The organism is Fusobacterium sp., assembly GCF_019012925.1.
Taxonomy (GTDB): Bacteria; Fusobacteriota; Fusobacteriia; order Fusobacteriales; family Fusobacteriaceae; genus Fusobacterium_A.
In genome coordinates, this window is record NZ_JAGIRL010000021.1 from 14,323 (window position 1) to 29,618 (window position 15,296).

Sequence of the window (15,296 nt, forward strand, 5' to 3'; positions counted from 1 at the left end):
CTATTCTGCTGATCTTGGTTCATCTGTAGGATACTGTACTCCAAAGTTATACTTCTCTACTACATGTCCTATTCTTTTTACTAATGGATTTGGTGTTGTAAATTTACTTCCAAGTGGTAGTGTTACTGGATCTACTTTTATTATAAAGTTATTTCCTCTTACACTTTCTATTGGAATATCCTCTATATGATATCTTCCAAACTTATCAGTTGTTACCACTAATCCATCTATAGTCGAAAGTTTAGCTCCTGCTATTCCCTCTTCATGTACTCCTAGATTATATAGCTCTATCTGTTCATAATAGAATCCTGATACTTTTATAATCTTTCTATTTACTTTTAATTTTTCTCCTACTTCTCCTCTTCTCAACTCTCCTTTTTCTATTTTGATCACTTTTCCATTAGGGAGCATTGTTAAGTGAAGTCCGCTATCAGTAGTTATTTCCAATATTGAGATCTTATCTGGAGATTTTATTCTTCTTCTTAGGATCATTTTCGGTATCTCTTCTGTTTCCAACTCTCTACCTAAAATATCTCCTAACTCTCCATTTTTTATTCTAGTATAGTACCAATAATACTTATTAGTATTTACATACCAACCATCAATATTTTCATAATTATCTCTATGAGATTTTGTCTCGATTCTTACATCATAAGCATTAGCATCATCTTGCCAACCATCTCCATCTCTGTCATGGAATACCTTACCAATCACAGTAGACATATCAAACAATCTATCTAAAACAACATCTACAAAGGCTCTAGCTATATTTGAAATTCTCTTATCTTTCTTATTTGCTACATGAGCAATATTTTCATATACATTTGGTGTAACTCCTGTTCCAACTCTTAATATATATGTGATTTTCAAATTCTCTTTACCTTTTAATTTAGGAATAATAAACTCCATATGTTTTCCAGAAAATTCTGGTTCAACTTTCTGTTTTACATATTTTCCTGCTTCATTTTTTCTGTAGATTCTTGCTGTTCCTTTTACATATCTAAATCCAGGTGGTAACTTATCCCATACATGGATCTCTGTCAATCCTCCACCAGAATCTTTAGTATTTGTAATATCTAGTTCATAAGCTACTAGATCTCCAACACTAACTTGCTCTTTATTAGCTTGTTTTGAAATTTTGATTACTTCATCTTTTTCAATTGCTACTAAATGTGGTGGTTCTGGATCTTTAGCATTTATTATATTGTTCTCATCATAATTATATTTCTTACTTTGAAGAACTCTCAATGCTTTAGTTTCTGATCCTGAAATATGTCTTGATTCTATGAATTGTCCTGCATTGTGTACTGGCACTGCATCTTCCTCTATATCTACACCAGGAACTTTATTTTCAATTGCCTTTTCTATTGCATCTTCTACATCTTGAGGTAATTCATCATAGACTTTTACTCTAAATATAGCCTCTGTTACTCCAGTTCCTTTTTTATCTTTTAACATAGGTGGAAGAATAAGTTTACCTTTAATTCCCACTGATTTTGTATCAACATCACTATTTTTAAATAACTTTTGAGTTTCCACAAAAGCACTTATAGTATTTTTACTATCTTCCACTTTTTGTTCTTCGTGGTATATAATTCTAGGTTTTTCATTCTCTTGTAAGTTCATATCAGTGTAATGAGGAATATTTCCTAAAATTTCAACAACTTCATTCTTCTGTTTAGCCAAATGGTTCAGTCCTTGAATTTCCACTTCTTTATTAAATGGATTTACAAAAGTAAATTTATACTCAATAGTTTGTCCTGTTTCTACAATTTTCTTAGGATTATTTTCAACTTCTTTTCCTGACATAGTTTCTAGAACTCTTGAGGATAGCTCTATTTGAATTCTATAATCAATTGGAATTTCTGCAAAAGCACTATTAGTTTTATTTGTTTTAGTATCTTTCGCTTCTACTTTATTTACTAGATAATCTCTAGCTTCCAATCCATTTGTTAATGGAACTTTTAATTTTACTCTAAATTTAACTTCTACATTTCCATTTGCTTTTATTTTTATATCTCCAGAAATATCTTTACTATCTTTGTTATATTTTAAAGTATTTGAAATTGCTCCACTAACCTCTATTGATTTATCAATAAAATCAACAGTATCAAATAGTTCTATGTTCTTTTCTTTTTTGTCCTTATCTTTAACTTTTTCAGTTAGATAATCTTTAAAGTTTACTACCTTCTCTTTAATAGATGGGTTGAATAACTTAATTGTATATTCTAGTTCTTCATAAGGTTGTAGCACATGATTTTCTGGATTTGTCCACTTAGAATTTTCATCTTCTTCTTTTGGTCTTACATCTAGAGCCTCTTTTTCAACTCTAATTGTTACATCAAATCCAAGTCCCTCATCAATAATTTCTTCTGGAACGAATAATCCATTTTTAATAAATGCAGTGTTATAGAATTTCTTATCTTCATTTATTCCTGTATTTTCAAATGTACTATTAGCTTTGAAAGTTATATTTAATACAGCTCTTTCTTTTCCTTCCAATGCAGTTGGTAATGAATATTTTAATTCTCCATTACTATTAATTACTGATTCAGGTATAATTCCTATCTCTTTATATGAAGTTTCAGATTTTTCTTTAAAGATTTTTAAAGTCATGCTCTCAACTTTTGCAAATTTTAACATATAACTTAGATCATCTTCTATTTTAATATCACTTACATTCTGAGCTGAATAGTTTTCAATCTCTATATCATACCAGAATTTTTCTGTAGGATATATAAATCTATCTCCACTTTCATCTAAAGATGTCTTTTTAGATTTTAATAGTGATTCAAGATGTGGTCCTTGAGTGTATGCTCCTTCATCATATTTTTTATCTGAATTAGGTTTTACTAATGCTGTATTTTCTAAATAATGAGGATATTTTATATCCTTAATCTCAGATTCATTTTTAACTTTTACATCAAAAGTAACTGTTACATACTCTTTAGGCTCTATTCTCTCAATAATTGCATAGATTCTATTCTTAGCATCTGGTTTTACATCTTCTGGTTTAATTTCTTCTCTTGAAATTTCATTTAATGGTTTATAAATAGTAACATCTTTTCCTTCACTATTAACTACCTTGAAACTTCCCTCTATAAAATCAGCTACCTTATAAACTTCTTTCCATCTCTCTGTATCTTCTACAAACAATGGACTCCATGCAACACTATCTCCACTATTGTAAATTCTAATAAAGTATCTTACTCTATCTCCCGGTAAAACTACTACACTTCTATTTTCACCATTTGAATCTACCTCATTATGATCATCAAAAGCAAAGTAATTTTCTAGTGGTTTAGAGTAATCTATATTTCCATTTTCATCTGGTCTATATGCTTCATAGTCCTTACTTGCCTCTATTTTTACATTACTTGGAACTAAAATTGGTGGTTCTGGGTCATGTATCTCTTGACTTACACCACTTTCTGTTATAGTTACACTATTTGGAAGTTCTGTATTTTGTTCTACTTTTACAGGATTGTTTATTACAATATCAAATTCAATCTCTAAATATTTTTTATCAAATTTAGCTACTTCTGCTTTGATTTTTGTGTCTGTAACTGTAAATACAATATTCTTTTCAGCAGTTACATTTTCTAATCCTTCTACAACTCTTATACTTCCCTTATCAAGTTTAGCTACATTTTTTCCATTTGGAGAAAGTGTATTAGTTAAATCATCTTCAACTACAACATCACTTATTATACCTTGTGTTGCATTTGTAAATTTAAGTGTGTATGTTACTCTTTCACCAGCAATAACCTCTCTATCTCCACCTTGCTCTTTAGATACTTTTATTCCAGTTACATTTTTCATATGAACCTTGTATTCTTCAACTTCTCCACTTCTTGCATAACCAGTGGCATTCATAATCTCATCTTTATCAGCTGAATATCTAACTCTTAAATATCTAAAGTCTAATGGTTCATCTTTTCTTAACAAGATAATACCTGATAGAGCTTTTTCTAAATCATTAGGATCAATAGTTAACTCTTGTTCTTGTTGTGTAACCTTGTGTACATCACCTATTCTTACCCAATCAAAGTTATCTTTTCCTCTATTATTTCCTGTTAACCAGAAACTAATATATCCTTCTTGAGAAGTTTTAACTTTTATTTTGTTTTCTTGTCCTCTTGTTATTTGAACAATTTTTTCCTTTGCATTACCTTCATCAACTTTTGGTTCTTCCCCATTTACAAGGATAATTCCATCAGTATCATCATCAGGTTTTATCTCATTTTCAATAGAGATCTTATCACCTAGTTTATAAAGTTTTGAAACTATCTTAGTTTTTGGATCTATTATTCCTGCTCTAAAATGAATTACTGTATCTTTTGAATCTTTGTTAGAGTAATCTCTTTCCATCAATCCGTGTGATACCCTTCTTCCTTTTACTTGATTTTCATCATCAAAGTCTGGAATATATTGTCCTGCTATTAATCTATCTTTTACTTTAAATTCCTCTTTTTCATAAAGTTTATAGTCATTTCTATTAACTTTATTTTCTCTATTACTACTTTCGGTAATTTTCATTCTAAATTTAAAGCTCATAGCACTATTTTCTTTTAAGTTTTCAAAGTATACTTTGTATCTTGTAATATCTCCATATCTTCTTTCCATTTCAATACTACTGATATTTCCAGTATCTTTTGTTAACATTTCAAAGTAATTATTTCCATACTCTTCAATTTTATCAAATAAAACTTCTCCTAATCTTGTTTCAAAATAGATGTATTTACTTTGAACAGCATTTGTTTTATTAATAATAGTTACTGTATGCTCTACTGTTTCTCCTGGAACAATATTTCTATCATGTTCTCCAACCAATTTATTTTCAGATGTCATAAATCCTAAATCAACTGGATAGTAATCTTCATCTTTTTCCATTCCAAACACAGCATCTAGTCCCTGTCTTATTACAACTTTATGCTCTTCAATCTCTCCTGTTACAGCCATTTTTTCCTCAAGTTCATTTTTATCAGCAGAAATTCTAATAATAAATGCTTTTTCAAGTTCATTCTTATTTGCTTCCACTAAATATTCTGGAAGAATAAACTCTACATCACTATCACCATTTAAAACTAATTTAGTTGGTGTTGTTATTTGAGTATCCTTATCTCTAAATTCTAGTCTATCACTGTTATCTATTGAAGTATCTTTTATTTCTGTAACCCAAGCTGAAATAAATCCATTTCCTTTAGCTTTAATTTTTATTTTATTATTTAAGCCATCATATAGAATATTATTTCCTAAATTATCCTTATCAAAAATTATACCATCATTATCATCTGAATTTTGTGGTTTATTTTCCTCTTTAACTTTTTCTCCTAAGAATAATCCATTATCACCTGTTGTTAAATAATGTCTTGTAGCTTCATCATCTTTACCAACTTCAACAAGATTTCCAGCATAGTCTCTATTCATTAAAGTTAAGCTTACTCTGTTGTCCTCATTATAAGGTTTAAATTCAGGAATATGATTATCATAAATTAATCTATCTTTTAAATGGAATTTATAATCAGAAGTTTCGTTTCCTTTTTTCACTCCTTCTTTTAAATTCTCCTCTGTAACCTTGAATCTTAAAGTTAATGTTCTATATGAAGAACTTGGAATGTGTGGAACAAGAATTGTATATTTATATCCATCAACAGGTAAAATTATTCTTTCACTGTGATGTCCATATACTTCTGACTTACCTTGAACCTCTCCTTTTCCTACTTCCTCTTTTACTAACTCTACAAATTCTCCAGCTATGTTACTATTATAGACTAACCATAAATCTTTCTGAACACTATTTGTTTTATTTAAAATAGTAATCTTATGCTCTATTATCTCTTTTGGAGAGATGTTTCCATCTTTATCTCCATAAGTAGCCTCACTAGACATTCCTTCACCATTTATATAATTATAAGTTATTCCTAAATCTTCTGGCTTATAATCTTTTTCAGTTTCAATTTCACTACCAAATTTAACTGTTACACCAGAAATAATTTTTACTTTGTAGTCTTCCACTTCCCCAGCAGTTGCCATTCCAGTAGGATTTTCTACCTCTTTGTCACTAATAGGGCTGTATCTTACTCTTATAATTCTATCTTCTGGTATAGCTTTATCCTCTAATTCCTCTCCTAAATCAAATGAAATATGTACACCATTCGGATATTTTTCTATACTGTTACTTTCTATTTTTAAAGTGTTTCCTTTTTCAGCAAAAGTTTTTATATCTTCTTCTGGAGTTAATCTAATATTTAATTTTTTAGAATTTTTCCAATCTTTTGTATCTTTATCACTTAACCAAACAGAAATATATCCAGAGTGTGTAGGTTTTACTACTATCTCATTTGTTAAGTTGTTATAAAGGATATTTGTTTTATTTCCTTGTTCATCAACATTAGTACTGAACTCTACACCATCATTATCATCTGAACTATTTGGTCCATCTTCTGATGTTATTACATTTCCTAGTATCGCTGGATGTGTCCATAATGCAGTTGTCATTCCTGATGTAATATAGTGTCTTGCATCTGTTGTTACTTCATAACTTCCTACAAAATTATTTCCATAATCTTGTTCCATTACTTGAAGATTTTTTCTATTTTTATATTCTTCCGTATCTGGTTCTATACCATTAAATACTATTCTATCTTCTATTACGGATTTTTGAACTTCTCCTAGTTTTCTAAAAGATTCTCCATCTATTCTTAGTTTTATTTTTAATGTAATATCTTTTTTCGGAGCTATCTCTTTTATTTTTACTCTGTATGAATATTTATTTGTTTCATCTAAAGTTAGTAAGCTAATTTTTCCATTTTCAATGCTTTCTATACTTCCATTTTCTTCTGGAGTTACAACTTCGTAAACTACCTTATCATCATTTAATAATAAATTCAATAAGTTACTATTTAGATAGAATTCTTTATCTCTTTGCTCTGTATTAGTTAGGTTTCTAACTGTTATTGTATGTTCTACAATTTCATTTGGTGCAAAGTATCCATCTCTATCTCCTAAAGATTTTTCTTTATGTTCTTCACAAGGTATTCCTAAATCTTCTAGTCTATACTCTGTTGTATCTTCAAATGTTCCAAATTTAATATCCATTCCATCTTTAATAACTACTTTATAATCTTCTACTTCTCCAGTTTTTGCCATTCCAGTAGATTTTAATATATCTTTTTCATCTAAAGCAAATCTGACTCTTAATACTCTTTCTTCCTCTTTTAATTCAGGATTTAATTCTAATTTTGGTAAAATAAATTTAACTCTATTTTTTCCTAATTTTATCTTATATCCTTTTACTTTATCTTTTGCTGGTTCTTCACCATCAACAAGAATTGGAAGATTTATAGAACCTTTCCAGTCTTTTGCTTCTTTATTACTTAACCAAAGAGTTATATATCCACCGATTTCACTGTTAGTAGAAATATTTAAAGCATTTTCTAAATCATTAAATAATATATTTCTATTATCATTTGATTTAGTTATTTCTACCTTATCAAATTCTACACCATCATTATCATCTGATATTTGTGGTTTATCTTCTTTTGATATTTTTTCTCCTAAGTATGCAGGTTTGCTTCCATTTTCTTTTGAAATTATATAATGTCTTGCTACTTCTTCAGAATCTACTTCTATAAATCCTTTTCCAGCTTCTCCATAATCACTTTCCATTTTAACTAAACTTACTTGATTATTAATATCAAATTCAGTATATTCTGGTAAGCTTTCCTCATCTATTGTAACTACTCTATCTTTTATATAGAATTTATAATCTTTATCAAGATTTTCTTTAGTTACTTTGAAACGAGCTTTTATAGTTCTATATCCTACTTCATCTTTTGTTGTAGCTTTAATATCTTTTACTCTTATTATATAATTTATTAAATTATCTGGTTGCTTATTAACTGGTATTAATTCTGCATATTTTTTATCTTCATCTACAAATCCAATGAATTCTCCACAAATATTAGTATTAAATACTATATCTTGATATTCTTGATGATGATTTGATTTATTATAGACAGTTATTGTATGCTCTATTATTTCATCTAGTGCATAATATCCATCTTTTGCTCCTAAAGTTACATCTTTATTTTCAGCCTTGTAAGTTACACCTAAGTCAACTGGTTTATATCCTTTTTCTTCTTTATCTTTACCGAATTTAACCTCTGTACCTTTTTCAACTAAGACTTTGTAATCCTCTACTTCTCCTGTACTTGCCATTCCAACAGGGTCTTTTATTTCATTTTGATTTACAGCATATCTTATTCTCAGTATTCTCTCTTCTGATGTACCTATATTTTTCAATACATCTTTTAAATCAAAAGCAATATCAGTAGTTCCTGCTTCTATTTCTATTGGATTGTTTTTATTTACAACTTCTGAAATAGCATTTACATCTGTTCTTAATTGTATTGGTATTGAATCTTCCCACTTGTCATTAGTTGTATTTCCCTTACTTAACCAAGCATTGATATATCCTTTATGAGTTACTGATACAGTTATCTTATTTGTTAAGTTGTCATAGATAATATTTACATTTTTATCTCCTACAACTTTTTTATCAAAAATAACTCCATCATTATCATCTGAATTAACTGGTCCATCTTCTGATGTTATTACACTTCCTAGTATTGCTGGGTGTGTCCAAGTTGCTCTTGTTATTCCTGATGTAATATAGTGTCTTGCATCTGTTGTTGCATCATAACTTCCTACAAAATTATCTCCATAATCTTGTTTCATTAGTTCAACACTTACTCTATGATTTAAGTTTTCTTCTTTAGCAGTTTCTTTTGGAAGTTCAATATTTGGTTCTACTTTATCATATACCAATTTATCTTGAATATATGACTTACCATCTTTAAAATCTTCTCCAGTTACTCTAAATTTAACCTTAAATGTAAAGTCTGATTTAGGGTTTACAGTTTTTAATTTTATTAAATACTGATTTGCTTCAATAATTTTACTATCCATTATAGGAGTTATTGATTCAATTTCTCCAGTGCCAGTAGTAATAATCTCAAAGTCCTTACCATTATATCCATCTTTAACCAATGTATTTAGATTACTCTTGAAAATAATCTCTTTATTCTTTTGAACCTCATTTACAAAGTTTTTAACTGTTATTGTATGTTCTATTATCTCATTTGGTGCAAAGTATCCATCTCTATCTCCTAAAGATTTATCACTATGTTCTTCACAAGGTACTCCTAAATCTAAAGGTGTATATTTAGCATTTTCAACCTTTCCATCACCAAACATAACATCCATTCCAGTTTGAATTATAACTTTGTAATCTTCTACCTCACCAGTTAAAGCTGTTTGTTCTGGTTTTTCTAAATCTTTTTTATGAACTGCATATTTTACTCTTAGTACTCTTTCTTCGCCATTTGTAGCTGATAATTTTGGCACTATAAAGCTAATATGATTGTCTTGATTTGCTTTTACTTCATACATATTAGTTTCCACTGTTTCAGTTTGAGAATTTTCATCTTTTGGTTTATTAAGTGGAATACTATATTTTTTATCTGCTCCTAAACCATCACTTAACCATAATGCAATATAACCGTCATGAGTTGCCTCTACTTTAATACTATTTCTCATATCAGAGTAAATTATATTTCCTGTTTCAGCTAGATTTTTTACATCTGGTTTAACTTCACCAAAAGTAACACCATCATTATCATTTGATACTTGTGGTCCATTTTCTTCTGTAACTTTTGTTCCTAAATAAGCTGGGTTTACATTTCCATAAGTAATATAATGTTTATCCTTTGTTGAATCATAATTACCTACAAAATTTTCTCCATAATCTCTTAACATAGGAACATCTTTTTGTGCTAACTGAATATTTGTTACTTTATCATAAGCGTTTTGAATGAAATGCCAAGCTTTATCTTTTGTATTTCCATCTGTAACCTCAGTCATATTTTCAGAAGTAATTTTTACAAGATAAGTTAATCTTAAAGTTTCTCTTCCTTGAATTTCTTTAATTTTTATAGTGTATTCACTATAATTATCAGAATTAGCAAGTGGCATTATACCATTATCTACTTTAATTATTTGATCTATTTGACCTGTCTTATCTTTTTCCTCTTTTACAGATTCTTTTGAACTATCATTATCTGATAAATCAATGTTTCTTGTAATACTTACAAGTTTTACTTTATCATCAGTAATTACTCCATTATTTATTCTTAATTTAAGTTCTTGGTTTTCTTGAGTTAATTTAGATAGGTTTGTAAATGTTACTGTTTGTAACACATATTCACCAAGTCCAATATTTTCATCATTAGTTCCTACCATATTAGTTTTTAAAGATTTATAATTTTCTTTATTTAAACCAATTTCATTTGCTGTCATTAACTTATCAAGTGAATTTTCATCAACAGGAACTCCTAAATCTATTGTCTTTTCAAAATTAACTTCAAATCCTGGAATTAATTTTACCTTATAATCTTCAACCTCTCCGATCTTATTATATCCCTCTGCTCCATCATCATTTTTTAATAATGAATATCTTGCTCTTAATATAAATGTTGGATTTTGACTATATGAGTAACTTCTATTTCCAATATTATTTGTTCCAAGTTTATTATCAATTAAAACTGATAATTGATTTTCTCCATTTAATGAAGTTTCTTTTTTATTTACTTCAAATAAAGATTTTTCTAATTGAGAATTTTTTCCATTCTCTAATTTATCCCAAGATTTTTTATTAACATTAATATCTGATAACCATAATCTTATATATCCATCTTGTGATGGTAAAACAGGAATTAGGTTTTTGAAATTATTATAAAGAACTATTGTTTTTTCTTTTTCTATTTCATTTAAAATAGATTGTTCTCTAAATTCATTATCTCCACCTACTGTAACACCACTATATTTTGGAAGAAGTAATCCATTATCTACTGAAAACTCTTCTCTTGAATTATCTTCTGTTGATACAGTTTTTCCTAATTTTATTAAATGTTCCACCATGTTATCTTGGTTTAGTTTTTCCAACATTAATTTTTTATTAACAACTTGAACATTTGGTTTATTAACTTCTGTATCAATTATTGATGCAACATAGTTTCTAGCATCATCACCAAAATGTTTACTTCCAAAATCTTTCTCAAGTTTTCTTGTAATAGTATGGGCATTATTTTGTTGACCATTTTCTTGTCCGCCACCAGCATTATTATTAACTGATAGTTCTCCTTTTACAAAAATTTCTTGAGAAGTTTTTTCTGTTTTAGCTTCTTCTAATACTCTAGCTCTTATTTTTAAATATAGTGAAGTATTTGCTGGAATATATTTTAATGTTATTTTATATTTATTATTTCCAGATGAATTTAGACTATCTTTTTCTATTTTAGAAATATAATCTTTTATATTTGTTTCTTTTATAATTTTAAGAGTTGTTAATTTATCATCATCTATAAATAATTGAGTATTATCTAAAATCCATTCAGCATTAGTAATTTCAGCATCAATTACCATCTCTGCCCCTTGGTTAATTTCAGTCATATTATAAATTCTAATTAACTCTATAAATTCTTCTTCTGGAATTAAATGTCCATCATGGTATCCAGCTCTATTTCCTTTACCAAAGTTGCTATGTCCATCACTCAAGCTATCAGTATTAATTCCACCTCTATCAACTACAATTCCTAAATCTTGAATAAATTTATCTTCTGTTGATTTTTCTAAAATAGCTTCCTCTATCTTATCATCAATATCTTTAAAATGTTCACCATTTATAGAATCAACAAATCTTACATTTATTCCTGTTTGAAGATTAACAATATATTCTTCAACTTCTCCAGTTCTTCCAATTATATTATTATCTTCTAAATCTTCTTTATCAAGAGCATATCTTACTCTTAATAATTGTTTAGTATTTGGTTGATTCGGTGTTTGAATATAGATTTCATTAGGTTGTCCACCTTTTACTTCTATTGTTTGTAAAATTTCTGTACTATTTGTATCTCCATCTTTTCTAAGAACATCTATTGCAGAACTCCAATTTTTATTTATATTTGTTCCATCTTCATTAGTCATTTGAATTCTTATAAGTCCATCATGTGTAGGGTAAACAGTTATCTTATTTCTATAATTATTATATAGAGATTTTTCTGTACTATCTTTTATACTTGGTAATTCCACACCATCGTTTCCACTATCTTGACTTGGTTGATTTTCTGGTGTTACATTTTCAACTATATTTTCTTTTCTTAGTTGTACAAAATTACCATTTAATTCCCCTACTTTTGCTAAATAATGTCTTGGAGATTCTGTTGCATTACTTGGATTTCCATTATTATTTCCATAATCTCTTAACATCTCTTTTACAAATATTCTACTTGATCCTAAATCACTCTTACTTGGATCTTCAAGATCAACAAATATCTTATTCATAGTTTTCCAGTCAGAACCATTAGTTTTAATTATATCTTCATTTGTAATTTTTTCTACAAACTCAATTATAATTTCCTCTTTTGATTCTACCTTACCAATAGTTATTTGATATTGATTCATATTTCTATATTCATTAGAGTCAACACTTGGAAGACTTTCATAAGCTACCTTATCAATAGAAATCTTTTTATCTTCTATTGATTTTTTAGATACTACTTTAATTATAGAATTATCTGAATTTGTTGGATTTATTTCATCTTCTCCTGTAAGTTTAACTATTTTTCCTAAACTTGAAGTAAAGATAAAGGTTTTATTTTCTTGAGGATAATCTGTATAGTTTTGAATTTTTATTCTATGTTTTACATATTCCCCATATCCAATATATTCATCATTAAATCCACCTTGAGATTTTACATCTGTTCCTGTTAAAGTCCAATCTTCTTTTTTCCAGTTATTTTCATAGAATCCTAAATCTTTTGGTTTATAAATTGATTCATTTTCATTGTCAAACTGAACATTAAATCCTCTTACAACCTTAAGTTTATAGTCTTCTACCTCTCCAGATTTTGCTGGACCATATGGATTTATAATATCTTCTGGATTTAAAGCATATCTAATTCTTAAATATTTAAATCCATCATTAATATTTCCACTAGCCTTTTCAAAGTATCCTTCAAGATTTGGAATATGTAGTAATAAATCTGCTTTTCCATTTTCTTTTATAACTACTGGTTTTTTACCTGATTGATCTGTTTCTTCAGTATTATTTACATTATGAGGGTCATAAACTAATCTATCAATCAGTTTAATACTATAATCTGTATCATAATCGTTTGCACCATTAGTTGTTGGATTATTAGATAGCCATACTGAAATATATCCTTTTTGAGTTACTTCTAAAGGAATTCTATTAATCATATTATTATAAATAATATTTTTCTTAGTAGTTTCTTCTTTTGCAAATGTTAATCCATCATCTTCAGTAACTTCATTTTCTATTTGTTCTTCTGTATCAAGAAGTTTTCCTAATTTTATTAAATTATATTTATTTTCTTCTTGAACTTTAGGAGATACTATGTTCATAGCATCTATATTTGTTGAAACAATATAATGTCTAGCTTCTGTATGAATATTTTTATTATAATTTCTTAACATACTACTTCCATAATCTCTTAACATCTCTTTATTAGAAGTTGCATAGATTTTATATTTTTCAGCATTATCTTGTCCAACTTTATCTTCTGCTCTTATTCCATAATAAACTTCATTAGATAAATACCAATCTTTTTTAGCTATTAATATTGGGAATCCACTTGTCATATCAGTTGGAGAAATATTAGTTTCTTTTCCTTCTCCTAAAACTTTTTGTTTTAGTTTAATAATTAAAGTTTCATCTCCCATTAATTGCCCTAAAGTAACTTTATACTCTTTAGCTTTTTTCTTATCTACAAGATTTTCTTTTTCTCCTAAAGCTTCTATTGTCACTTTTCTAACTTGAGATTTATCATTTTTAGAAATCATATTCTTTTCATCTTTATCCCAAATTTCAAAATAGTCTAAATAAACTTCTCCAATATCAGTAGTATAAGTAAACTCAACATTTCTTTGCTCTACATCAGTTCTATTTTTTATAATAATATTATGTAAAACATCTTCTGTTGGTGCTAAATATCCATCTTTTACTCCCACTCTTTTATTAAAGTCATTTACATTTTCTATTCCTAGATCAGTATACTTATCTAACTCAAGTTCAACAGTTGGTACAACAATTACTTCATAATCTTCTACTTCTCCAGATCTTGCCACACTTTCCATAGTAGCAACATCTTCTTTATTTAAAGCATATCTAATTCTAAATCTCTTTGCCTGTCCTAGATATCCTTTTTTATCTTTTGGAGTTTTAAAGTATATTATTGCTTTTCCTTCTTTATCTGGTTCTACTGGCATTGGTTCATCATAAATTGGTGTATTTTCTTTTGGTTGTAAATTATCTTTTGTTATTGCCATTTTCAACTTATCTGCTTCTTTCCAAATATTACCATTATCTGATAACCATACTGTTATATATCCCTTATGATTTAGATGAAGAGTTACTTTATTCCAAGCATCATCATAAATAAGGTTTTTATTTTGATAATTTCCTATTTCTTTTGGTGCTCCTATTTTATTAAACTCAACTCCATCATCAGCCTCATTAGAGTTTAATCCTGTTCCAACCTTATCATTATTAGGTTGTTCCTCTGTTGTTACTGTTGTGTGATCTTTTGGAGTATTATTAGTTTTATCAATTACTCCTGTTCCAAGATACATATCAGAAGTATAGTAATGTCTTACTGCTTCCTTAACATCTTTATTTTTTTCTTCAGATAAACTTACACCATAATCTCTTAACATTGGTAATGATTTTGGCTTTCTATCTACAGATTCATCTACTGAACCATCTACTTTATTGTTCTCTTCAAATATAATTTGACTTATAGTATTAAAAGTTCCGTTTTGTTCTCCAGTAAATTCATCTGTTATATGTTGTCTTAAAGAGATTGTTAAAGTTTCATTTCCTAAGATTTTATCAACTAAAATTTCATAGTATTTAGAACCATCATCTAGATATTTATTTGGTTCTCTTTTTATTAGTTTATCAGTTGAATCTACTATTCTTATTCTATGATTTTCTTCTGTTGGACCAGCTGGATTATCTACAACATCAGGTCTTGGTCTCCAAGAGCTTACTCTATTTAAAAAGGCTTTCTTTGTTTCAGGCTTATCTTTTATCTCAGATTCTATCCAAATATATGGCTCTTGTGAATTATCTTTTGTTGTTTCTAACCAACCATTATTGATTTTTAAAACAATCGGATTCTTATCTGTTTCTACAAATCCGTTTTGTTCTA

General features: G+C 28.0%; 1 protein-coding gene (running past one end of the window). It reads right to left on the minus strand.

Features of this window, described 5'->3' with window-relative positions:
• Positions 1–15,296 carry the 3' end of a hypothetical protein gene (locus QZ286_RS03245; RefSeq protein WP_291255549.1) on the minus strand. Its footprint extends 15,994 nt past the window's final position, so 15,296 of the gene's 31,290 nt are visible here — the last part of the coding sequence; its start codon lies beyond the right edge, outside the window — the gene reads right to left on this strand; its stop codon occupies positions 1–3.